The sequence below is a fragment of the Shinella kummerowiae genome (genome assembly GCF_009827055.1).
GTDB classification, from domain to species: Bacteria; Pseudomonadota; Alphaproteobacteria; order Rhizobiales; family Rhizobiaceae; genus Shinella; species Shinella kummerowiae.
The window spans coordinates 799,718-823,400 of sequence record NZ_WUMK01000001.1 but is presented as its reverse complement, the minus strand read 5'-3'; the positions used below and the strand labels follow the sequence as shown (position 1 = coordinate 823,400).

Annotated in this window: 21 protein-coding genes; 12 read left to right on the top strand and 9 right to left on the bottom strand. The window is 62.2% G+C overall.

Annotated elements, in window-relative coordinates; all coding sequences use genetic code 11:
* Nucleotides 1-17: 17 nt before the first annotated feature.
* Both GR138_RS03855 and GR138_RS03850 read left to right on the top strand, forming a co-directional pair.
* Entirely contained in the window at nt 18-428 is a 411-nt protein-coding gene (locus tag GR138_RS03855) for a thiol-disulfide oxidoreductase DCC family protein (protein ID WP_160857267.1), read from the top strand.
* Nucleotides 425-2,047: a saccharopine dehydrogenase family protein gene (locus tag GR138_RS03850; protein WP_338091033.1), complete on the top strand. Its 1,623-nt coding sequence runs from the start codon at nt 425-427 to the stop codon at nt 2,045-2,047. The genes GR138_RS03855 and GR138_RS03850 overlap by 4 nt, the downstream gene beginning before the upstream one ends.
* A 58-nt stretch (nt 2,048-2,105) precedes the next feature.
* Here the strand turns inward: GR138_RS03850 and aptA are convergent, their stop codons facing one another.
* The 6 genes from aptA to GR138_RS03820 all read right to left on the bottom strand — a co-directional run bounded on the left by aptA (nt 2,106) and on the right by GR138_RS03820 (nt 8,107).
* Entirely contained in the window at nt 2,106-3,431 is a 1,326-nt protein-coding gene (gene aptA, locus GR138_RS03845; protein ID WP_160857266.1) for an omega-aminotransferase AptA, read from the bottom strand.
* Between the two features lie 185 nt (nt 3,432-3,616).
* A complete protein-coding gene (locus GR138_RS03840) occupies nt 3,617-3,958 on the bottom strand; it encodes an ArsR/SmtB family transcription factor (protein ID WP_160857265.1) in 342 nt (113 codons plus the stop codon).
* 183 nt (nt 3,959-4,141) lie between these two features.
* Nucleotides 4,142-4,909 carry a HugZ family pyridoxamine 5'-phosphate oxidase gene (locus GR138_RS03835; protein ID WP_420853606.1) on the bottom strand — a complete coding sequence of 256 codons (768 nt, stop codon included), beginning with the start codon at nt 4,907-4,909 and terminating at the stop codon, nt 4,142-4,144.
* A gap of 183 nt (nt 4,910-5,092) precedes the next feature.
* Nucleotides 5,093-6,133 (bottom strand): choline ABC transporter ATP-binding protein, encoded by a 1,041-nt coding sequence (choV, locus tag GR138_RS03830; protein ID WP_160857264.1) that lies wholly within the window; start codon nt 6,131-6,133, stop codon nt 5,093-5,095.
* Complete coding sequence (choW, locus tag GR138_RS03825) at nt 6,133-7,002, bottom strand: choline ABC transporter permease subunit (RefSeq protein WP_160857263.1); 870 nt, start codon at nt 7,000-7,002, stop codon at nt 6,133-6,135. Before choW ends, choV begins: the two co-directional genes overlap by 1 nt.
* 145 nt (nt 7,003-7,147) lie before the next feature.
* Nucleotides 7,148-8,107 carry a choline ABC transporter substrate-binding protein gene (locus GR138_RS03820; protein WP_160857262.1) on the bottom strand — a complete coding sequence of 320 codons (960 nt, stop codon included), beginning with the start codon at nt 8,105-8,107 and terminating at the stop codon, nt 7,148-7,150.
* 229 nt (nt 8,108-8,336) lie between these two features.
* Here GR138_RS03820 and GR138_RS03815 point away from each other — a divergent pair, with 229 nt between their 5' ends.
* From GR138_RS03815 to GR138_RS03780, 8 genes are all read left to right on the top strand, one after another.
* Nucleotides 8,337-8,924 (top strand): thymidine kinase, encoded by a 588-nt coding sequence (locus tag GR138_RS03815; RefSeq protein ID WP_160857261.1) that lies wholly within the window; start codon nt 8,337-8,339, stop codon nt 8,922-8,924.
* A 28-nt stretch (nt 8,925-8,952) separates the two neighbouring features.
* Nucleotides 8,953-9,327 (top strand): c-type cytochrome, encoded by a 375-nt coding sequence (locus GR138_RS03810; protein ID WP_160857260.1) that lies wholly within the window; start codon nt 8,953-8,955, stop codon nt 9,325-9,327.
* 162 nt (nt 9,328-9,489) lie between these two features.
* Nucleotides 9,490-10,578: a hypothetical protein gene (locus tag GR138_RS03805; RefSeq protein ID WP_160857259.1), complete on the top strand. Its 1,089-nt coding sequence runs from the start codon at nt 9,490-9,492 to the stop codon at nt 10,576-10,578.
* 223 nt (nt 10,579-10,801) lie between these two features.
* Entirely contained in the window at nt 10,802-11,950 is a 1,149-nt protein-coding gene (locus tag GR138_RS03800; protein ID WP_160857258.1) for a hypothetical protein, read from the top strand.
* 3 nt (nt 11,951-11,953) lie between these two features.
* On the top strand, nt 11,954-13,864 hold the full coding sequence (locus GR138_RS03795; RefSeq protein ID WP_160857257.1) for an AAA family ATPase: 1,911 nt from the start codon (nt 11,954-11,956) through the stop codon (nt 13,862-13,864).
* A gap of 10 nt (nt 13,865-13,874) precedes the next feature.
* Nucleotides 13,875-15,176: a DUF6638 family protein gene (locus tag GR138_RS03790; RefSeq protein WP_160857256.1), complete on the top strand. Its 1,302-nt coding sequence runs from the start codon at nt 13,875-13,877 to the stop codon at nt 15,174-15,176.
* Nucleotides 15,169-16,320 carry a DUF2333 family protein gene (locus GR138_RS03785; protein WP_160857255.1) on the top strand — a complete coding sequence of 384 codons (1,152 nt, stop codon included), beginning with the start codon at nt 15,169-15,171 and terminating at the stop codon, nt 16,318-16,320. The genes GR138_RS03790 and GR138_RS03785 overlap by 8 nt, the downstream gene beginning before the upstream one ends.
* 226 nt (nt 16,321-16,546) lie before the next feature.
* Nucleotides 16,547-18,226, top strand: a complete 1,680-nt coding sequence (locus tag GR138_RS03780) for a formate--tetrahydrofolate ligase (RefSeq protein ID WP_160857254.1) — start codon at nt 16,547-16,549, stop codon at nt 18,224-18,226.
* A gap of 54 nt (nt 18,227-18,280) precedes the next feature.
* Here GR138_RS03780 and GR138_RS03775 read toward each other — a convergent pair whose 3' ends face one another.
* From GR138_RS03775 to GR138_RS03765, 3 genes are all read right to left on the bottom strand, one after another.
* Complete coding sequence (locus tag GR138_RS03775) at nt 18,281-18,787, bottom strand: DUF1993 domain-containing protein (protein ID WP_160857253.1); 507 nt, start codon at nt 18,785-18,787, stop codon at nt 18,281-18,283.
* Between the two features lie 101 nt (nt 18,788-18,888).
* Entirely contained in the window at nt 18,889-19,635 is a 747-nt protein-coding gene (locus GR138_RS03770; RefSeq protein ID WP_338091032.1) for an extensin-like domain-containing protein, read from the bottom strand.
* A gap of 111 nt (nt 19,636-19,746) precedes the next feature.
* Nucleotides 19,747-20,055, bottom strand: coding sequence for a hypothetical protein (locus GR138_RS03765; protein WP_160857252.1), 309 nt, complete (start codon nt 20,053-20,055; stop codon nt 19,747-19,749).
* A gap of 396 nt (nt 20,056-20,451) precedes the next feature.
* Here GR138_RS03765 and GR138_RS03760 point away from each other — a divergent pair, with 396 nt between their 5' ends.
* A complete protein-coding gene (locus GR138_RS03760; protein WP_160857251.1) occupies nt 20,452-22,641 on the top strand; it encodes an anthranilate synthase in 2,190 nt (729 codons plus the stop codon).
* 130 nt (nt 22,642-22,771) lie between these two features.
* Complete coding sequence (locus tag GR138_RS03755) at nt 22,772-23,683, top strand: cation diffusion facilitator family transporter (protein ID WP_160857250.1); 912 nt, start codon at nt 22,772-22,774, stop codon at nt 23,681-23,683.

Sequence of the window (23,683 nt, the reverse complement as noted above, 5' to 3'; positions counted from 1 at the left end):
CGCCCTATGCTGGGCGCATGAACCGGAATGACGCGGCAGGCCCGATCATCGTCTTCGATGCGGAGTGCATTCTCTGCACGGCCAATGCCCAATTCGTTCTCAAACACGATCATAACAGGACTTTCCGCCTTGCCTCCATGCAGAAGGAGGTGGGGGCAGCGCTTTATCGCCGCTTCGGCATCGATCCAGCCAATCCGGAATCGATGATCGTCGTTGCGGGCGATCGGCTGTTCAAGGACAGCGACGCGGTGCTGGCGATCTATGCCGGGCTTGGCTGGCCCTGGAAAGCCGTTGCAGCACTCCGCTTCATTCCGCGCGTCCTGCGCGACCCCGCTTACCGCTGGCTTGCGCGCAACCGCTATCGCCTTTTCGGGCGGCGCGACGCCTGCTGGGTGCCGTCGTCGGGCGATGCGGATCGGATGCTGTGAACAGCGTTATCGTGCTTGGCGGATATGGTGGTTTCGGCGCGCGGCTCTCGAAACGGCTGGCGGCGGATGGCTGGGCGGTGCTGGTCGCCGGCCGGAATGGTGCTGCGGCTAAACACCTTGCGGCGGAGTTGCCCAATGCCCGCCCGCTCGTCGTCGACCGCACCGCCGACCTTCGCCCTGTTCTCGAGGTACATCGCCCTTTTCTGCTGATTGATGCGGCCGGACCGTTTCAAGGAAGCGGCTATCAGGTCGCCGAAGCCTGCATTGCCTGCGGCGTGCACTATATCGACCTTGCCGATGCGCGGGATTTCGTCTGCGGCATCGGCCGGCTGGATGCGGCGGCGCTGGCGGCAGGTGTTGCTGTCGTTTCCGGTGGCTCCAGCGTGCCGGCGCTCTCCGGTGCCGTGATTGCGGAATTGGCGCAGGGCATGGCGGAGGTCTGCTCGGTTGAAACGTCGATCAGCGCGTCCAACCGGGCGACGGCGGGCGCATCCGTCGCAGCGGCGATCCTCAGTTACGTCGGCAAACCTGTCCGGCTCTGGCGCGGTCGGCGCTGGCGGCAGGAAACGGGTTGGCATCGGTTGCACCATGAGACCTATCGCGTCCCCGGCCGTCTGCCGATCCGGCGGCTGGTGGCGCTGGCGGATGTGCCGGACCACGATATCGTGCCGGGCACCGTTCCCGGCAAACCGGCCACCACGTTTCGTGCGGGGCCGGAATTTGCTTTCCAGCTTCTGACGCTCTGGCTTTTGAGCTGGCTGGTGAAATGGGGCTGGGTGCGTTCGCTTTCACCCTTTGCCCGATGGCTGCTGCCGCTGCAGAGGCTGAGCGCGCGCTTCGGAACCGACCGGTCGGCCATGACGATCGCGGTCAAGGGCATAGCGGATGGCGAGCCGGTGGTGCGCCGCTGGACGCTGGTTGCGGAAAACGGCGACGGGCCGGAAATCCCGACCATCGCCGCTCATGTGCTGGCGAACGCGCTTGCAGCAGACCACCTGGCGCCAGGTGCGCGCCATGCGGCAAGCGAGGTGGCGTTGCGGGACTTCGATCCGCATTTCGATAGGCTTGCGATTTTCCGGGCGGTTGAAAGCTTGCCCTATTTGCCGCTCTATCGTCGTGTCATCGGGCCTGCCTATGCGGCGATGCCAAAACCGGTCCGTGCCATGCACGACCTCGTCGGCGACGCCGGCGCTCGTGGCACAGCAACGGTGCGGCGAGGCCGGTCGCTCCCCGCCCGTATCGTCTGCACCGTCATGCGCTTCCCGCCGGAAGGCGCGCACGACCTGCACGTGTCCTTCGAGGAACGCGACGGCACCGAACGCTGGACGCGGGATTTTGCCGGCCATGCCTTCACGAGCGAATTGAGCCAGCGCGGCGAGCGCCTGGTCGAGCGGTTCGGCCCGATGCGGTTTTCCTTCGATCTGCCGGCGGATACGTCCGGCCTGAGGATGGCGATGCGGGGCTGGTCCATATTCGGCGTTCCAATGCCGCTCTGGCTCGCGCCCCGCAGTGAAGCGCGGGAATGGGCGGAGGGGGAGGATTTTTGCTTCGACGTGCCGATCGCGTTGCCGGGCATCGGCACGGTCGTGCACTATTCCGGTCGCCTGCGGCGGATTTGACCCGCGCAAACGAAAATGGCGGCCAGGGCCGCCATTCGCAATCTGCCGCGTAACCGGGTCAGATATTGTTCTGCAACACCTCGCGCAGCTTGCCGAACAGTTCGTCGATATGGTGTTTCTCGATGATGAGCGGCGGAGACAGCGCGATGATGTCGCCCGTCGTGCGGATGAGCAGGCCCTTTTCGTAGGCCTTGAGGAAGGCGTTGAAGGCGCGCTTGGTCGGCTCGCCGGCGATGGGCGAAAGCTCGATCGCCCCGATCAGGCCGACATTTCTGACGTCGATGACATTCGGGCAATCCTTCAGCGAATGCAGGCCGTCTTCCCAGTAGGAGGCGAGTTCGCTGGCGCGGGTCAGCAGGCCCTCTTCCTTGTAGGTATCGAGCGTGCCAAGAGCCGCGGCGCAGGCGATCGGGTTGCCGGAATAGGTATAGCCGTGCATGAACTCGATCATGTGCTCCGGGCCATTCATGAAGGCATCATGGATCTCGGAGGTCACGAAGACGGCGCCCATCGGGATCACGCCGTTGGTGAGGCCCTTGGCGGTGGTGATGATATCCGGCTTCACGTCGAAATACTGGGCGGCGAACGGCGCGCCAAGGCGGCCGAAGCCGGTGATGACCTCGTCGAAGATCAGCAGGATGCCGTGTTGCGTGCAGATTTCGCGCAGCTTCTGGAGGTAACCCTTCGGCGGGATGAGCACGCCGGTGGAGCCTGCGACCGGCTCGACGATGACGGCGGCGATGGTCGAGGCATCATGCAGGGTGACGATGCGCTGGAGTTCGCTGGCAATGTCGCCGCCATGCTCCGGCTCGCCGCGGGTGAAGGCGTTCTTGTCGGGGAAATGGGTGTGCGGCATGTGATCGACACCGGTGAGCAGCGTGCCGAACATCTTGCGGTTGGAGACGATGCCGCCGACGGAAATGCCGCCGAAATTGACGCCGTGATAGCCGCGCTCGCGACCGATCAGGCGGAAGCGCGAGCCGTCGCCCTTGGCGCGGTGGTAGGCGAGCGCGACCTTTAGCGCGGTTTCGACCGATTCCGAGCCGGAATTGGTGTAGAGCACGTGGTTCATGCCCTCGGGCGCGATGTCGACGAGGCGGTTGGCGAGCTCGAACGCCTTGGGGTGGCCGAGCTGGAAGGCGGGCGCATAGTCGAGTTCGCCGGCCTGTTCGCGGATCGCCTCGGTGATCTTGGGGCGGCAATGGCCGGCATTGACGCACCAGAGACCCGCGGTGCCGTCGAGCACCTGGCGGCCGTCATGCGTCGTGTAATACATGTCCTTGGCGCCGACGAAGAGGCGCGGCTCCTTCTTGAACTGCCGGTTTGCCGTGAACGGCATCCAGAAGGCACGCAGATCGTTGGGGGTGTTGAGGCGGTTGGACATGCGGTCTCTCCAGATTCTTTGAAGTGCGGGGCCGTTGCGGGCGTCCCGGCTGGCAATCGATGGGAAATTTTACCCGGCGGTCAAACTATCAAGGTGCCCCACGCCGTCAAGGCGATGATTCCATGCAAAACGCCCCGGATGGGCATCCGGGGCGGCGTTGCGAATCAGAGAGATTGCGTTCTGTCTCAGGCGATACGGAGCTTCTTTTCCGCATTGCTGTGGCCGGCAGCCGCCTTGTAGATGCGATCGAGCGAATCAAGGATCGTCAGCACGGCGTCCGATTTACTCGAATAGTAAATCGTCTGGGCGTCGCGGCGCGTGGTCACGAGATTCTGCGCGCGCAGCTTCGACAGGTGCTGCGACAGCGCCGATTGGCTGAGGCCCACCTGATTCGCCAGGGCTCCGACGGCGATCTCGCCCTCGACCAGAACCTTCAGAATGAGCAGGCGCTTCGGGTTCGCCATCGCGGAAAGAAAGTCGGATGCAACTTCGGCCTGCGCATGTTCTGCGTCTGAAATCTTGTCCATCTGAAACTCCTTCGGGCGTTTCCGCTTCAAATCATATGATTTTATGTCAATCCGCTTGTTAGCATATAAACAAAATACCTCTCATCAAGAGCCAGAAATGGGGGTATGCTGCACGCATAGCGATAAATAGCAGCCCCAATCCCGGAAAGCGTCCAAGCAGACGGTTGCGGAAGTGCCGGTTATTCAGCCGGCCGCCCGGGTTTCTTTAAGCAAACGCGCAAGCTCGCTGCGAAGTTCCACGGCCTGATCAAGTTCGCGTGAAAACTCCAGGCGCCTTAATTTATCACCGCTCGCAAGGTCGATACCGGCTGCATCCAGGCCGACGATCACCCATTCGCCGTCTTTTGCGCCGCAATAGTGGCGGGCATAGATGCCGGCGGCTTCCGCGTGGTCGCTGTTCATATGTTCGATGGCACCGGTTTCCATTTCGGCGAGTGCGCCGCGGGCGGCCGAGTGAATCAGCAGGTCGTCGGCGGTGAGCACGAAAGCCTTGCCGAAGCCGCCATTGAGATGGGCGCGCAGCGGCACGAGCCGGAAGAAGGCGAAGTCGGGAAAATCGACATAGAGCTTCGCCTTCGGGTGGCGGCGCACGAAACGTTCGCGCAGTGCCGCATGCGCGGCACTGTCCCGCGCGACTTCCTCGGCCTGGCAGATGACCGTCAGGCGCGGATGGGCAAGCGGATCGCCCTTGCCGGGCTCGCCGGCGAGCAGCGAGGCGCGCGGGTCACGCCGCAACGCCTGGGTGTGGACTGAAAGTGCCGAGACGAGGATGACGGGCGTGCCGTCCGTGTCCGTGCCGGTGAGGGTGCGGCTGGCGAAGGGCGCGCCGCTCTCCGGCTCGATGACGGCGAGAGCGCAGCTCCGGGCCGAGCGCAGCAGGGTGCGGGCGAGGCGGCGCGCGTCGTCGTCGGTTTCGCGCAGAACGCTTGGTTTGTCCTTCTCGGCCATCATGCTTGCTCCGGTCGTCTTCCTAGATCATTTTCGCTTTTCTTCGAATCGCGAAAACGCTCCATCTCTTTGTTTTTGCGCAATTTCGGATGCAAAACCGCTGCGCACTTTTGCCGAAATTGCTCTCATGAAAAAGGCAGCGCCCGTTCGGGGCGCTGCCTTATCTAATGCGAACGGAGCGGTCTGTCAGCCGCGGCGGCGGTGCCGCGTCAATCCGGTCACGACATCCTGTGCACTGATCGTGCCGATCACCGTGCCGTTTTCGACGACGCCGACATTGCCGGGTGTGCGGGACATGGCGTCGAGGATGTCGACGAGCGGTGTCTCCCGTGCCGCGGTTGCCGTCACGCCGCCATTGGCGGACGCGCCCTGCTGCATGACGTCCTGCGCCGTCAGCATGGTGATCGGGTTCATGTTCTGCACGAAATCCGCGACATACTGGTTGGCGGGGTTCTTCACGATATCCTGTGGCGTGCCGCACTGGATGATGCGTCCGCCTTCCATGATGGCGATGCGGTTGCCGATGCGGAAGGCCTCGTCGAGATCGTGGCTGACGAAGAGGATCGTCTTCTTCAGTCGGCGCTGGAACTCCAGCAGCTCGTCCTGCAGGCGCGTACGGATCAGCGGGTCGAGGGCCGAGAACGGCTCGTCCATGAGCAGGATCGGCGCACCCGTCGCAAAGGCGCGGGCGAGGCCCACGCGCTGCTGCATGCCGCCCGACAATTCGTTCACCTTGCGGTCCGCCCACTTGGCGAGGTTGACGAGTTCGAGCTGTTCGGCAACGCGTGCCTTGCGCTCGCTGTCCGGCACACCGGCAAGCTCGAGGCCAAAGCCGACATTGTCGGCAACGGTGCGCCAGGGCAGCAGCGCGAACTGCTGGAACACCATGGAGACGGTGTGCATGCGGAAATCGCGCAGCGCCTTGGGGGTCGCCGTATAGGGGTTCACGCTGCCGCTGCCGGCCTTCACCTGCACATCGCCGCGCACCACGGGGGCAAGCCCGTTGACGGCGCGCAGCAGCGTCGATTTGCCGGAACCGGACAAGCCCATCAGCACGAGGATCTCGCCCTCGGTGATCGACAGGGTAGCATCGGCGACGCCGAGCACGAGGCCGGTTTCCGCGCCGATCTCGTCGCGGCTCTTGCCGGCATCGGCCATGGCAAGCGCCTTTTGCGGGCTATCGCCGAAGATGATGGAAACGTTCTTGAAGACGACGGCGTCAGTCATCATGCGTCTCCATCGTCGGAGGAGCGGAAGAGGCGGTCGAGGATGATCGCCAGGATCACGATACAGAGACCGGCCTCGAAACCCATGGAGATGTTCACGGTGTTGAGTGCACGCACCACGGGAACGCCAAGGCCCTTGGCGCCGACGAGGGCGGCGATGACCACCATCGACAGCGAGAGCATGATGGTCTGGGTGAGGCCGGCCATGATCTGCGGCGTGGCAAAGGGCAGTTCCACCTTGCGCAGCACCTGGCTCGGCGTCGCGCCAAAGGCTTGCGCCGCTTCGACAAGCGAGGGTGGTGTCGAAATGATGCCGAGGCGGGTGAGGCGGATCGGCGCGGGTATCGCGAAGATCACCGTGGCGATCAGGCCGGGCACCATGCCGAGGCCGAAGAGAATGAGCGCGGGGATCAGGTAGACGAAGGTCGGGATCGTCTGCATGAGGTCGAGGATCGGCCGCAGGATCGAGTAGAACCAGGGCCGGCGCGCAGCGGCGATGCCGAGCGGCACGCCGACGATCATGCTGACGCCGGTCGCCGCCAGCACGAGCGCCAGCGTTTCCGTCGTTTCCTTCCAGTAGCCCTGGTTCACGATGAGCAGCAGGCCGAGGAAGGTGAAGACCGCGACGCCGACGGAGCGGCGGAAGTACCAGCTTGCGCCCGTGACGAGCAGGATGAGGGCGATGGCGTAACCGAATTTGCCGCCGGCACTGGAGAAGGGGCCTTGCAGCACGAAGAGCACGGCATCGATGCCGGCCTGCAGGAAGACTTTCAGGAAATCGAACAGTCCCTTGCCATTCGTCGTCAGCCAGCTGACGACTTCCTTGGCGATCGGGCCGATCGGAATTTTTGAGACGGTAAGCCAATCCACGAGAATATGCCCCTGGCTGGAGTTCGACGATGCACGGCTAGCTCTGCAATTGCGACAAGCGAAAGCGTCGCACACTTTCGCTGGACTTGCAGTATCCGGAGGCAAGAAGGGCGGGAAAGTTTCCTCCCCGCCCTATTTTGGCCTATTAGAGACCGAGCGCGGTTTTTACCGCCGGCAGGGCCTCGCCGCTGCCGTCCTTGGTCGTCACGCCGGCAAGCCAGGGCTCGATGGCGGCCGGGTTGGCCTTCAGCCATTCGGTCGCTGCCGTTTCCGGATCCTGGCCGTCGTTCAGGATCTTGCCCATGATCTGGTTTTCCATTTCCAGCGAGAACTTGAGGTTTGCCAAGAACTTACCGACATTCGGGCATTCGGTCGTGTAGCCCTTGCGAACGTTGGTGTAGATCGTCGCGCCACCGAAGTTCGGGCCGAAGACATCGTCGCCGCCGGTCAGGTAGGTGAGCTTGAAGTTGGCGTTCATCGGGTGCGGCTCCCAGCCGAGGAAGACGACCGGGGTGCCTTCCTGCTCGGCGCGCGCGACTTCCGCCAGCATGCCCTGTTCGGAGGATTCGACGACCTCGAAGCCGGTGAGGCCGAACTTGTCGCCGGACACCATGTCGATGATCAGGCGGTTGCCGTCATTGCCCGGCTCGATGCCGTAGATCTTGTTGCCGAGCGCTTCCTTCTGCTTGGCGATGTCGGCGAAATCCTTGATGCCGAGTTCGGCGCCCTTGGCGTTGGTCGCGAGCGTGTACTTCGCGCCCTCCAGGTTCTCGCGCACGGTCTCGACCGAGCCGTCCTCGCGGAACGGCTTGATGTCGGCTTCCATGGTCGGCATCCAGTTGCCGAGGAAGACGTCGATGTCCTTGTTGCTGAGCGAGGTGTAGGTGACCGGAACGGAGAGCACGGTGGTTTCCGTTTCGTAGCCGAGATTCTTCAAGACGACGGACGCGGTCGCGGTCGTGGCGGTAATGTCCGTCCAGCCGACATCCGAAAAACGGACCTTGCCACAGCTCTCCGCTTCGGCGGCCGAGACATGGGCGACGCCAAGCGCCAGGACGGATACGGCGGCGGCAAGAAGGGTCTTCAATGGTGATGCAGTCTTCATTTTATAGCTCCCCTTATAACTGGTCGTTTAGCCAATCATCAAAACGATATGCTTTCAAGCGCCTTGGCGTAGCCGGAAGCTGCTGAATCGTCCAATAAATTTCCCGTCGGTTCGCAATTGTGCACATGGATGTCGCAACGGATGGGCCGCGCTGTTTTCTGTGGTTTTCCGCCCTTTTCGGCTGGAAAATCGCCTCCTGCCGCGTCATGAGGCGGAGACGGAGAAAATCATGGCCAAGCTCTATTTCAGTTACGCGACGATGAACGCCGGCAAGTCCACCTTGCTGTTGCAGGCGTCCTACAATTACCGGGAACGCGGCATGCGAACGGCGATCTTCATCGCCTCTTTCGACGATCGCGCCGGACAGGGCCGCATCTCCTCGCGCATCGGGCTGACCTCCGATGCCATCGCCTTCGACCACACAGACGACCTCTATCGGCATATCGAAGAGCTGAAGGGGGATGGTGGGGGAGATATCGCCTGCGTCTTCGTCGACGAGGCGCAGTTCCTCTCCGAAGAGCAGGTCTGGCAGCTTGCCCGTGTTGCCGACCGGCTGTCCATTCCCGTCATGGCCTATGGCCTGCGTACGGATTTTCAGGGCAAGCTCTTCCCGGGTTCGAAGGCGCTGCTTGCCATCGCCGACGAAATGCGCGAGGTGCGCACCATCTGCCATTGCGGCCGCAAGGCGACGATGGTCGTCCGGCTCGGCGCGGACGGCAAGGTGGCGAAGTCCGGCGCCCAGGTGGAAATCGGCGGCAATGACAAGTACGTTTCCTACTGCCGCCGCCACTGGGACGACATCATGAACGCCGATTAAGGCGAGACGGGCGGCGAGGGGACGAACGATGAAACAGCTTCTGACGCTTGCCGCCTTCCTCTGTCTTGCTGCGCCGGCTTTTGCCGAGGGCGACGCGGTGGCCGGCAAGGTTGTCTTCAAGAAATGCGCGCCCTGCCATTCGACCGAGCCGGTCAATCGTGTCGGGCCGACGCTTGCCGGCATTGTCGGCCGGCCGGTCGCAACCATCGAGGACTATACTTATTCTCCCGCGATGCGGGCCTTCGGCGAGGACGGCAAGATCTGGAGCGAAGCGCAGATCGCCGAATATCTGATGTCGCCCAAGGCGATGGTGCCGGGTACGCGCATGACCTTCGCGGGCCTCAGGAAGATCGAGGATATCGCCAATCTCATCGCCTATCTGAGGGCACCGGCGGGCTACTAGCGGCTTGTGGAAAATTTCACGCCCGGCCTTGCGGGCGTGTCCGCGCGTCCCACATCTTGTGCGGGGCAGGTTCCTATCTGTCTGAAATTGTATAATGTTGCCGCGATGGAATAAATCGGACGACGCAGACGTCTGCCGTGGAGAGTTTTAAGGGGACAAGGCATGGCCACACTTCAGAACTTCGATGCGGAAATCGAGAAGACGCGCAGCGTCGTGAACCAGATGCGCACCAAGATGGATCAGTCGAGCACCGTGCTCGACCAGTTCGCCAAGGCGGACACCAAGCTTGGCGACGTCAATTTCGACATCGAGAACGCCCGTATCTCTGACGTCATCAACCAACAGAAGGTGATGGAAGGCAATATTGCCGATCTCATCATCGGCCTCGAAGACGCGACCAACATCTTCGGCACCGAATTCGAGAGCATGAAGAGCTATACGGGCTACGAAAAGTTCATCGGTATCTTTTCCAAGCAGAAGATGCAGCGCATGCGCACCGACCGCGTGCGCAACATGTCGCTTGCCGGCAATCTTCAGGAGTTGCTGTCGAAGTCCGATACGATCGTCGGCATCCTGAAGGAACAGAAGTCGATCCTCGACCAGCGTTACAAAACCTCCGAGGCGAGCCTCGTGCAGGTGATCGAGCGCCGCAAGGGCACGATGGTGAACCTGGAGGCGACGCAGAAGCGCATCGAGGAGCTGAACCCGCTTCTCATGGACCTCGAAAACCGCATTGCCGCCTCGACCGACCAGAAGGCACGCACCGACCTGGAAGGCGAGCGTTCGGCGCTGGCGACCGAATACAACCAGATGCAGGCGAAGGAGCAGGAGCTTCTGGCGGAGAGCCAGACGCTGGAGCGCTACACCTCGATGTTCCAGACCTTCGTCGATTCGCTCAACAACCAGATCGCCGCGCAGAACACGCTGATCAACAAGCTGACGATCGATACCGAACAGCGCATCGTGCTCTACAAGGCGCTGGAGGATTCGTTGAAGACGGCCGCCCAGCAGGATGTGGCGCACAAGATCAATACGCTCGGTTCGCAGGTCGATACCGCTGCCGAAGAGACCATGGCCGGCATCGGCTCGGCAGCCCAGCGCCATATCGGCGACCTTCTCGAAATGCACGAGAAGAACATGCTGTCGACCCAGGATATCCAGCGCCGCAAGAAGCTCGCCGACGATGCCTTCGCGCGGCGGTTCCAGGCGGTCATGGACAAGCACAACACTGCGAATTACGTGAAGCAGTGATAGTCTGCATGCCGAGGTCGCGTATCGTGTCACCCCCCTCTGCCCTGCCGGGCATCTCCCCCACAAGGGGAGAGATCGGCAGGAGGCGCAGGCACTGCATCCAGCGCGACGTCAATCATCGGCGAGGCGTTCGCCCCATCCAATCTCCCCCCTTGTGGGGGAGATGCCCGGCAGGGCAGAGGGGGGTACTCCCCGCACACACGGGTAACGGGGTATATGCCCAATGAACGTCCCCGCAGACAGCGCCGTCGCGCAGTATTTCTCCACCATCCGCTCCGCCCTCGGCGGCCTCGAAATCTTCCTGGCTGATCGCAACTCGCCGCTTTACCGCAACAGCGTGGTGGGCGAGGTCGTCGTGCCCTATCTGGCGCGGCTGAAGGCTTCTTTTGCCTGCTGGGAAAACCGCATCGGCTTCGTCCAGCAGTTCCGTGTCTCGCGGGCGGAAAGCGGTTTTCCGGTGTTCCAGAACGTTCTGGAGCTGGAAAACGACCGGCAGAGCGCGGAAAAACGCCTCGCGGCCATTCCGAACGCCGACCAGCTTCGGACGGAGATGGCGGATTTCATTCTCCGCCACAAGGCGTTCCCGACCGATCTGCAGACGCGCATGGCCGAGCGGCTCTATCTGGAGCAGATCGGCAAGGGAGACATCTTCTCGCCGTTCGTGCTGCCGGAGACGATCCGTGTCGCGGTGAACCCCAAGACCATGCGGCCCTATTACGTCGTCTGCTGGGGTGCCTTCGATGGCACGGCGACGCTGCCGATGGTCTACATGGCGACGATCGAGGATTCGAGCGACAACGTCCTAAAGATGCTGGTCGGGCAGGATGGCAAGCTCAATCCGGACGTGGATATCCCGCTGCCCGTTGGTGGCCTGCTCAACCCGGAGCTTGCCAGCCGCTTCGACGATTTCACGCTGAAGAACAGCGCCTATTCGCTGACGCCAGCGACGATCGCCACCAATCTCGACAAGGATTTCCCAACGCTGCATCCCAAGCAGCTGCGCCGCATCGTGCTCGGCCCGTTCTATTCGGCCGGCATCACCGAGAACAACGCGCGCATCAACGAAATCCTCTCCAAGGTGCGCAAGCCGGAAAATGCCTGGCTGCTGACCTGGACGGTGCAGGAGGTGTTCTCCAAGGCGGAGCGCCCGGCGCAGAAAGGTTTCTGGAGTTCCACCCCGGCGCAGGAGGAATTCCACATCGAGACCGACGACCTCGAAGCCGCCCGCATGGGCGTCAGCGCCTATGAAAAACACGCGCTTGTGCCGCACGATGCCTATCAGGCGCTGTATGCGGCCGGCGAAACAGCGGGCATCTTCGGCGCCTACAAGGTGCATGTGATTTCCGGAAACCAGGTGATCAGCGAGGGCTAATCCATGAGCCTCAATGCCGGACTGACGACGATCCACGAAGACGACATCGCCAAGCATCAGGCGACGGCGCAGAGTCTTGTCACCAAGCTCGTCATTCTCGAAAGCGACGACGGAAAGAGCGGTACGGCGCTTGCCGGCACCGGCCGGCGATTCGTCTCGACGGTTTCGACCGCCGGCGCGCGGCGTACCCGCGAAGTGGAGCTGGCAAGGACCATCCAGTCCGTGCGGGCGGCCGATCCGCTGCTCTCGCCGCAGCAGCATGCCGTGCTGTTTCGCGCGCGGCGCGGGGTGCAGGTGGCGCTGGCGGTGACGGACGCGTTTTCCCGCCAGACCAATCTCGAAGGCCTGCAATCACGCAATCTTGCCTCGCCGCTGACGGGCGACGAGGCCAACCAGTTCAAGGCGCTGCTTTCTGCCTCCGCCTATATCGCCGCCTTCACCTTCGCCGCCTATCTTGGTGCGACGTTGCCGGGCGAGGGGGAGCCGGTGGAGGATGGCGGCGAGCCGGACTACCTGTTCGATACGCCGCAGGATGCGCTGAAGAGCATGGTCGCCGGCCTTGACCGCACCATTGCCGGCGCGCCTGATGATGCGGCGCTCGTCAGCCGGGCCCGTGCTTTTTCGCGGGTCGCCATCGAGGGCTTGATCGGCCGTCGTGCGCGCTTTACCGGCCTTGCCGGTTTCGAGAATGCCCATATCCGCATCGAGCAGGACGATTTTACGCTCTCCGGCTTCGACGTGGCGCCCGGGCAGAAGCGCAAGCCGCTGGTGATGACCTTCAAGAAGCCGGAAGAGATCATCGGCAACCACATCGCCAAGTATCAGGCGATGAAGCTCGCCAAGATGCTCGTCGCCTATGATTTCGAGCGGCAGCTCAACCCTTTCGTCGAGCTCGGCGGCTTCCTCTTCACCTTCATCGGCGACGGCATGCCCGGCACCGGCAAGACCATCCTCATCCAGATGCTTGCCGGCCTCGTCAACGACTACTGCCAGATCGCCGGCTACGCCTTCCACTACGAGAATTTCGGCGTCGACCAGATTTCCTCCTACCAGGGCAAGTCCGGCCAGAACTGCAAGGAATTCGTCAACAATGTCATCAATCCGAAGGCAATCGGCTTCGGCACGATCGACGATGTGGACCAGGTCGCCGCCAAGCGCTCAGACGATCGTGCTTCCGCCGGCCAGCACGAGGTGACGGCGGTGCTGATGGAAAGCTTCGCCGGCGCCTCGACGGTGATCCGCGGCAACTGCACCTTCGGTATGTTCTCCAACTATCCGGAAAATGTCGACGATGCGCTTCGCCAGCGCGCCGGCGCTCGCTGGCTGGTGGACGGGCCGCAGACCGAGGACGACTATATCGACATCTTCGCCATGCTGGTGGGCAAGAACCATTCGATCCCGCTCGGCGAGCACAAACTGTTCGAGGGCCAGGAAATCAAGCGCGCGGTGTCCACCTCCTACGAGCAGCATGCCAAGCCGCAGGAAGACGGCCTGCTCGCCGTCTGGGAGGCGCATGAGAAGGAGCATGGTGCGGTCAAGTCGCTTGCCGATGTCGGCGCATACCTTCACCGCATCAAGATCGCCGAGCCGCGCTTCACCGGCCGCGCCATCAAGAACATCACCGACGCGATCAAGATGCGCGCCATGGATGTGGAATTGCCGGACGACTGGTTCGCCACGCCGCAAGCCTTCATGCACAAGGGCTACGACGAGAAGAAGGCGATGATCGAGGAGCTGCGCGGACCGATCTCGATGGAGATGGTTCTCCAGGAGATCAATCGCTATGCCGACTCGGAATTCCGCTACACCGACAAATCCGACGACGCTGCCGTCACCGACATCATCCGCCGCGAACGCCAGCGCGAAAAGGCGATCCGCGAGATGGAGACGATGAAGGCGGAGGGGCGGTGGTGAAAGAGCACGCATGAAACGCCTCCTCGAAGCCGAATTGATTTATGGCCGGTTGCTGCCGGTTGATGAGCCGCATCTGGTCGAGCGCTACAACAAGGCGCTGGACGGGTTTGGCATGCGGCGGACGGCGCTCGCCAGCTTTCGCATCGACATGACCGGGTTTTCGCCGGAGATCGCGGATGAGCTCGGCGACCGGGATTATCTCGATCCGAACCGGGTCAACCGGCGCTTCGTCATCATGACGCCCGAGCAGGTGAACCTGCCCGTCGTGCATACGAGCTTCTCCAACACTGCCGCGCTGATGCATGAGTTCTTTTCGGCCAATGCGCGGGCGATCAATGCGATCACCATCCGCGATGCGCTCTATGGCGAGATCGAGGACTCGGTGTCGGTCGTCAACGATATCGACGACCTGTTGTCGATCAACGAGGTGCGCTTCAAGGTGCTGTCGGCTGAGGACATGCTCGGCAAGGCGGGAGAACTGCGCAGCCTTGTCGACCGCTTGAAGACGGTGCCGAATGCCTGGTCGGACGATGTCATGCTCAACCGCATGGTCGAGCTTGCCAAGCAGACGGGTGACATCCGCCAGAACGCATTGGTGCCCGACCAACTGGTTTTCCGGCACGAGGCCTATTGGGCAAACCATTTCGGCGGCGTCTATGTCTTCCTCGACGACAAGACGACGACGGTGATCTGCGATCCGACCGTGCCCGGTTTCCGGCGCTCGCGGCCATGGCAGGTGAGCTATATCGCGCTCGACGATCACAAGCGCATCTTCGAATTCCTAGCATCGACGAAGCGGCTGGAACTGCCGCGCGCCTCCTGGGTGGAGCAGTCCGGCCTGTTCCAGCACCGGGCGGAGATGACCATCCTCAACCTCGTCAACCAGGGTGACCCGACGACGGACCTCGAGACGGTGGACCGCATCTGGCTGCAGACATGGATGCACCGCAACGCAGCCCTGGTCGCGCGCGACGGCACCTATCCCTTCCTGCAGGAGGCGATCCGCGCGGTGGCGGCGACGGGCGAGATCAAGATCAACGAGGTGGCGCCGGAGCGGCGTTTCCAGCTCGTGCGGGCGGCACCCGACCATCCGGACCAGTGGCTGGTCAACCGCCTGATTTCACAAATGGTTCCCTATGACTTCGTGTCCCGCTTCGTCTTCGACAAGCAGGGTTTCTACGCGGCTTACGAGCAATACAGCGAAAAGTTCCGCGCCTATGTTGTCGCGACGTTGACGCGGGCTTATCTGCAAGACAAGGCTGGCTTCCGCCGGAAACTTTACGGCATCAGAGAGGACGACACCAATGCTTGACCCGATCGTCGCGTTTTTCCAGCGCATCTTCGCGGCCATCGGCCGAGGTATAGGTCTGGTGATCGCCTGGATCCTGTGGCCGTTCATCACGGCGGCGAACTGGTATCGCGCGCGTAGCTGGATCATCAAAGGGCCGATCGGCATCGGGCTCCTCGTCCTCTTCGGCCTTTATGCCTACTTCATCTGGCAGACCCAGGCGTGGAGCGGTTTCGATCCTGACTATGCAAACCGCTACAACCTCGCCCAGCGCAAGCAGGATGCCGGCACCGCCACGACGGGGGCCGCGGCGACCACGCCTGCGGCGGGTGAGATAGCCGAGCCGGAGCCGAAGACCTGCGTTCGCTCGGCGATCGTCGATGTCACGGCCGATCTGATTGACTATAACGTCAACCAGAACGCCTGGATTTCCTCGATGCTGCTCTACAAGCTCGGCCTCTTCGGGCTGGATTGGGACAGCACACCGTGGTTCGACAACAAGGCGTCGTTCCAGCGTGGCGTCAACCAGGCGATCCGGCGCACCTCCGTGGAGCTTGTCGATTCGCTCGGTCGCGTGCGCGGCACGTCCGGCATCAATGCGGATCTCCAGCGCGCCCGCGGCAATATCCAGTTCGATGAGGAGACCTGGTATTTCGGCTCGGATTCGCTGCTGCCGAAGACACCGACACCGAACTATTATCGCACGGCGATGGTGGACCTGCGCAAGTTCAATACCTCGCTCGAATCCTGCGAGGCGATCTTCGATGGCCGCTCAGACAACCTGATCGAGTTCCTCGACCGCATCGCCAACGATATCGGCTCCACGTCGGCCATTATTCGCGAGCGTTCGGAGTTCCACAATGGCGGCTGGTTCGACACGCGGGCGGACGATCGCTTCTGGTTCGCTTATGGCCAGCTCTACGGCTACTACGGCATTCTGTCGGCGGCCGGAGCGGATTTCGATGCGGTGATCAAGGCGCGCGGCATTGAGCCGCTCTGGGTCGAGACCATCAAGCAGCTCCGGTCCGCCTTGAACATCCAGCCTGCCATCATCTCGAACGGACGCGAGGACGGCTGGATCATGCCGACGCATCTCGCCACGATGGGCTTCTATATCCTGCGCGTGCGCTCGAACCTCGTCGAGATGCGCGACGTGCTGGCACGGTAATTCAGGAAAAGCTTCTAAAGCGGCGCGTGTTCGCGAAACACGCGCCGTTTTCATTTCAGACGCAAATTTATCCTCCCGTGTCGTTTTTGATCTAGCATGCGGCAAATTCCAGCGTGGCGCGGCGTTCGGCTTCACGCTGAAATGGGGTGCCAACACATAAGGCGAAACACCGTATCCGGGAGAGGAGACCTGGCGCGGTGACCACGCCAAGAGGGAGCGACACTGCATGGCCGACGTGAAATCCGATATCGAAATCGCCCGCGCTGCAAAAAAGAAACCGATCCTGGAGATCGGTGCAAAGCTCGGCATTCCCGCCGAGCATCTGCTGCCCTACGGCCATGACAAGGCAAAGATCAGCGCCGAGTTCATTGCCGAGCAGAAGGGCAAGAAGAACGGCAAGCTGATCCTCGTCACAGCGATCAACCCGACGCCGGCCGGCGAGGGCAAGACGACCACGACCGTCGGGCTCGGTGATGGCCTGAACCGAATTGGCAAGAAGGCCATTACCTGTATTCGCGAGGCCTCGCTCGGGCCATGCTTCGGTGTCAAAGGTGGCGCGGCCGGCGGCGGGTATGCGCAAGTCGTGCCGATGGAGGATATGAACCTTCATTTTACCGGCGACTTTCACGCCATCACCTCGGCGCATAACCTGCTGTCGGCGCTCATCGACAACCACATCTACTGGGGCAACGAGCAGAACATCGACATCCGCCGCATCGCCTGGCGGCGCGTGATGGACATGAACGACCGGGCGCTGCGTCACATTGTCGGTTCGCTCGGCGGTGTCGCCAATGGTTATCCGCGTGAGACGGGCTTCGACATCACCGTTGCCTCGGAAGTCATGGCGATCCTGTGTCTTTCGATGGACCTCAAGGACCTCGAAAAGCGCCTTGGCAACATCATCATCGGCTATCGCCGCGACAAGTCGCCGGTCTTTGCCCGCGATATCAAGGCGGATGGCGCGATGACGGTGCTGCTCAAGGACGCCATGCAGCCGAACCTCGTGCAGACGCTGGAGAACAATCCGGCCTTCGTGCATGGCGGTCCGTTTGCCAATATCGCCCATGGCTGCAACTCGGTGGTCGCCACCACCACGGCGTTGAAGCTTGCTGATTATGTGGTGACGGAAGCCGGCTTCGGTGCCGATCTCGGTGCGGAAAAGTTCTTCGATATAAAGTGCCGCAAGGCCGGGTTGAAGCCGGATGCGGCGGTCATCGTCGCCACGGTGCGCGCCATGAAGATGAATGGCGGCATCAAGAAGGACGAGCTCGGCAAGGAGAACATCGAGGCGGTCAGGAAGGGCTGCGCCAATCTCGGCCGGCATGTGCAGAACGTCAAGAAGTTCGGCGTGCCTGTGGTCGTCGCCATCAACCATTTCACCTCCGACACCGATGCGGAAATTCAGGCGGTGAAGGATTTCGTGGCGACGCTCGGGGCCGAAGCCATTCTCTGCAAACATTGGGCGGAAGGCTCGGCCGGTATCGAGCCCCTGGCACGCAAGGTTGTGGAGCTTGCCGAGTCCGGCCTTTCGCAGTTTTCGCCGCTCTATCCGGATGAGATGCCGCTGTTCCAGAAGATCGAGACGATCGCCAAGGATATCTACCATGCCGGCGAGGTCATCGCCGATAAATCGGTGCGCGACCAGCTGCGCATCTGGGAAGAGCAGGGTTATGGCAACCTGCCGGTCTGCATGGCCAAGACGCAGTATTCGTTTTCGACCGACCCCAATCTGCGCGGCGCGCCCTCCGGCCACACCGTGCCGGTGCGCGAGGTACGGCTCTCGGCCGGAGCGGGCTTCGTCGTTGTCATCACCGGCGAGATCATGACCATGCCGGGGCTACCGAAAGTGCCGTCGTCGGAGAAGATTTTCCTGAACGAGCAGGGCTATATCGAGGGATTGTTCTGATAACGAGGAAGGGGCGCTTCGGCGCCCCTTCCGTTTCGCTTAAGTCTTTTTCGCTTACGTCCGGCCGAGAAAATCCAGCTTGCCGACGGCAACGCCGTTGTGGCGCAGGATCGCATAGGCAGTCGTGAGGTGGAAGTAGAAGTTCGGCAGGGCGAAGGTCAGGAGATAGTCCTTGCCGGTGAATGTCGTCTCTCCTCCGCGCGTTTTCAGCACGACGGTGCGTTCCGCAGCACCCTCGAAGGCGGATTCCGGCACGGAGGCGAGATAGGTGGTCGTCTTTTCGATGCGCGCCCGCAGGTCGGCAAGCGTCGTTTCATCATCGGGAAAGCTCGGCGCATCCGTACCGGTGAGACGGGAGGCCGCACCCTTGGCGGTGTCGCTCAGGCGCTGGATCTGGCCGGCGAGCGAGAGCATGTCGGGCGACAGGCGTGCATTCACCAGAATTTCCGGCTTGATCTTCTTTTCCTCGGCAAAGGCCTCGGCCTTGTCGAGCAGTTTAGACAAAACGGCGAAGCCACGCTGGAAGGTGGGAATCGAGAGTTCGTAAGGGGAGATCGACATGGTGGGGCCTTTGAAAACGGAATGATGGGGCCGCAAGTGGCCGCCCCACAGATAGGTGTCGCCGTGCTGCCTTTTCAGGCGTGGTCTGAAATAAACGGCGTCTACCAGCAGTAACGGTAGCCGCCACGCCGTTCCTTCACATCGAGATGCAGATGGTTCTGGTGTGCCGCGTCGCTGCCGGGATCGAGCACGGTGGTGAAGTAGAGGCAGGCGGTTTCGGTGATGGCGCGCTGGAAGGCGCCTTCGATGCTGGAATCCTTGTCCGCCGGCCGAACGGTGATGGTCTTGCCGCTCTTCAGCGAGAAACCGGCAATGTCGATGGCGTTGCCGAAAGCGTGTTCGGAAATCCGACCCTCCTCGGCGCCATTGCGGTTCTTGCAGACATAGGCGGAGGCCTGCGCCACACCGGTGATCGTCTCGCCCGGCATGGCAGCCTCGAGCGAGGGTTTCACCGCGCCGTCCATCCAGCGGGCAAGCTGCAACGCCGTATCGCAGCGGATGGTCGCTTGCGGTTCGACTTTGATGTCGCCCGCCAGACCCGTGAGCAGGACCGGTTTGTCGATGCCGCAGGCCTTGCCATCGTTGACGGCGGCGGCTTCCTCGAAGGTCGCGCCGATGGCCTTCAGTTCCGTTCGGCAGGCGGCTTGTTCCTTGTCGTCTTCGTGGGGGCGTTCCTTGGCCTTGACTTCGTCGTCCTTCGCCCTGCGCTCGGCCTCGGCCTTTTCGCTGTCAATCGTCTCCTTGGCAGCCTTGTTCGTGGCTTTTCCAGCATCCTCTCCGGCCTGCTGTTCGGGCCGGGAATCGGGAAGGGGGCCCTCTTTGGGCAGATCGGCGGCACTGGCCAGCACGAGGGCGGCGGCGAGGAGAGCTATGTGGCGGAGTATGGCGATCGGTCCGTCTCCCGGCTGAAAAAATCAGCAGGGAAACGCCGGAGAACGGATTTGGTTGCCGTTGAGGGCCTAGATGCCCGCGCCGTGGATGATTTCCATGGCCGGTGGGCAGCGATTGGCGCAATCGTCGATGATCGTGCGCACACGCCCGATGAGATGGATGTTGTCGCCTGCATCGTTGTTTTCGATGATGTCGAGGAACAGATCAACGATCACGCGCGCTTCCATGGCGTCCTGTGGTTCGTGACGATAAATAGCCTCAAACACGTTGGCGATCTTGCCATCCAGCGCTTTGAACTCGGGCGTTTCGTAGTGTTCGAGCGTATCTGCGAGCCGAAGCTGCAGGCTTCGAAACTGTTCCACCATGCCGGCGACCATGGGTATTTGCCTTGGGATCAATATTATTCGAGGCGTGCCATTAGCACATGCTCAAGAAGGGGGCAAATGTCCAGACATGGTGAAATTTCGTGATATTGACAGATTGTTTCGTCGCTCTATGGCGGAATGCATGAAGCGGAACAGGAAGTGAGGCGGCCGCGCAACATCCCGAAAGTCGGGCGTAAGCGCTTGCAATCGGTCTTGCGCGCGCCCGCACTTCACGCTAACACTCGCTTCCATGAAAAAGATGATCAACATTGCCGGCTGGTGGTGGGTTCGCTGAGGCGGCCTTGACCAGTCATGCGTGATTGAGACGACAAGCCGCCCGGAACCTTCGAGGCGGCTTTTTTGTGTTTGGCCGCCTTGTGGAGACCGGGCCTGAAACGGAGTTGGGGAATGGCCACGAGAATTCTGGAAGACGGCGGCGAAGCCTACGAGACGAGGGGCGGGGTCACCGTCACCCGCCGTCGGCGCGCGGCAGACTACGCAAACGCGATTTCCGCCTATATCGACAAGCTCGACGAACGGCGCGGCGCCGTGTTCTCATCGAACTACGAGTATCCGGGCCGCTATACCCGCTGGGATACCGCCGTCGTCGATCCGCCGCTCGGCATCTCCTCGTTCGGCCGGGCCGTCTGGATCGAAGCCTACAATGCGCGCGGCGAAGTGCTGTTGTCTCTGATCGCCGACCGTCTGGCCGCCGTTCCCGAGCTAGCGCTCGGCGCCCGCACCGCGGGTCGTCTCGATCTCGATGTGAAACTGCCCGATCGGGTGTTCACCGAGGAAGAGCGCTCGAAGATGCCGACGGTCTTCACGGTGCTGCGCGCAATTACCGATCTCTTCCATTCGGATCAGGATGCGAGCCTCGGCCTCTACGGCGCCTTCGGCTACGACCTTGCCTTCCAGTTCGACGCAATCGACCTCAAGCTCAAGCGGCCGGACGACCAGCGCGACATGGTGCTCTTCCTGCCGGACGAAATCCTCGTCGTCGACCACTATGCCGCCAAGGCCTGGATCGACCGCTACGATTTCGCCAAGGACGGGCTTTCGACCGAGGGCAAGGGCGAGGCGATCGCCCCTGAACCCTTCGAGACCGTCGACGTCATTCCGCCGCACGGGGATCACCGTCCGGGCGAATATGCCGAACTCGTCGTCAAGGCGAAGGAAAGCTTTCGCCGCGGCGATCTGTTCGAGGTGGTGCCCGGCCAGAAATTCTTCGAGCGCTGCGAGAGCAAGCCTTCGGAAATCTCGCGTCGCCTCAAGGCGATCAATCCGTCGCCCTATTCGTTCTTCATCAATCTCGGCAACCAGGAATATCTCGTCGGCGCCTCGCCGGAAATGTTCGTGCGCGTGTCGGGTCGCCGCATCGAGACATGTCCGATCTCCGGCACGATCAAGCGCGGCGAGGATCCGATCGCCGATTCGGAACAGATTCTGAAGCTGCTCAATTCGAAGAAGGACGAATCCGAACTCACCATGTGCTCGGATGTCGACCGCAACGACAAGAGCCGCGTTTGCGAGCCGGGTTCGGTCAAGGTCATCGGCCGCCGGCAGATCGAGATGTATTCGCGCCTCATCCACACGGTCGACCACATCGAAGGGCGCCTGCGCGACGACATGGATGCCTTCGACGGCTTCCTCTCGCATGCCTGGGCGGTCACCGTCACCGGCGCGCCGAAACTGTGGGCGATGCGCTTCATCGAGGCGCATGAGAAGAGCCCGCGCGCATGGTATGGTGGGGCGATCGGCATGGTCGGCTTCAACGGCGACATGAACACGGGGCTGACGCTGCGCACCATCCGCATCAAGGACGGTATCGCGGAAGTCCGCGCGGGCGCCACGCTGCTCTACGATTCGAACCCCGAAGAAGAAGAAGCCGAAACCGAACTGAAGGCATCCGCCATGATTGCAGCCATTCGTGACGCGAAGTCCGGCAACGCCGCCAAGGTGCAGCGCGACGTTGCCTCCGTCGGGGCAGGGGTCAACATCCTGCTCGTCGACCACGAGGACAGTTTCGTGCACACGCTCGCCAACTATTTCCGCCAGACGGGCGCGACTGTGACGACCGTGCGCACGCCGGTGCCGGAAGAGGTGTTCGACCGCATCAAGCCGGATCTCGTCGTGCTGTCGCCAGGTCCGGGCACGCCGAAGGACTTCGACTGCAAGGCGACGATCAAGAAGGCGCGCGCCCGCAACCTGCCGATCTTCGGTGTCTGCCTGGGGCTTCAGGCGCTGGCCGAAGCCTATGGCGGGGACTTGCGCCAGCTCGCCATTCCCATGCACGGCAAGCCCTCGCGCATTCGCGTGCTGGAGCCCGGCATCGTCTTCTCCGGTCTCGGCCGGGAGGTGACGGTCGGCCGTTACCACTCGATCTTCGCCGATCCCTCCACCCTGCCGCGCGAGTTCATCATCACCGCGGAAAGCGAGGACGGCACGATCATGGGCATCGAGCATGCCAGCGAGCCGGTGGCCGCCGTGCAGTTCCATCCGGAATCGATCATGACGCTCGGCCAGGATGCCGGCATGCGCATGATCGAAAACGTGGTGGCGCACCTGTCCAAAAAAGCCAAGATAAAAGCCGCTTGATGCTTTGACAAACCGGCCGAACTGGCCGATAGGAACCACAGAGAAAAACCGCGTGCACGTCCCCGTGCGCGCGGTTTTGCGTTGATGGCCAGGCTTTTTGCAACTCGGTTGCATACGCATGGAGAGCGGTATGGAAAACTCAGATAGCAACACCGTCAAGCGGCTCGCCCTTTGGGGCATCCCGCTGTCCTTGGGGGTGATGGGCCTCAAGCTCGTCGCCTGGTGGGTGACGGGCTCGGTGGCGCTGCTTTCGGACGGCATGGAATCGAGCGTCAACGTGGTGGCTGCCATCGTCGCCTTTGCGGCGATCAGCTATGCGGCGAAACCCGCCGACAAGACGCATCCTTTCGGCCACCACAAGGCGGAATATCTGTCGGCAGTCCTCGAAGGCGTGTTGATCGTCGTTGCGGCGCTGCTCATCGTGAAGGAGGCGCTTCCCGCCGTCTTCGCACCGACGCCGATGGAAGCGCCGGCGCTCGGCCTCGCGATCAACTTCCTCGCTGGCGCCATCAACGCGATCTGGGCCTTCGTGCTCATCCGTGCCGGTCGGCGCTATCGTTCGCCGGCCCTTGCGGCGGACGGCCAGCACATTCTCTCCGACGTCGTCACCTCGATCGGCGTGCTCGTCGGCCTCGTTCTGGCGATTGTGACGGGGTATGCGGTGCTCGATCCACTGCTGGCCGTGCTCGTTGCGCTCAACATTCTCTATCAGGGCTGGAAGGTCATTGCGCATTCCGTCGATGGGCTGATGGACCACGCGGTGGAGCCGGGGGAGGCTGATGCCATTCAGGCGGCGATCGCCGCCCATGGCGCAGGGTCGCTCGGTGTGCATGACCTCAAGACGCGGCGGGCCGGATCGGCGACCTTCGTCGATTTCCACCTCGTCGTGCCGGCATCCATGCCGGTTGGACAGGCGCATGACATCTGCGACCGGCTGGAGGATGCCATCCGCACCGTGCAGCCCGGCGCGCAGATCGCCATCCATGTTGAGCCGGAGACGGAAAAGGCGCATGGCATCCGTGTGAAGATCGAGGAGGCGTGA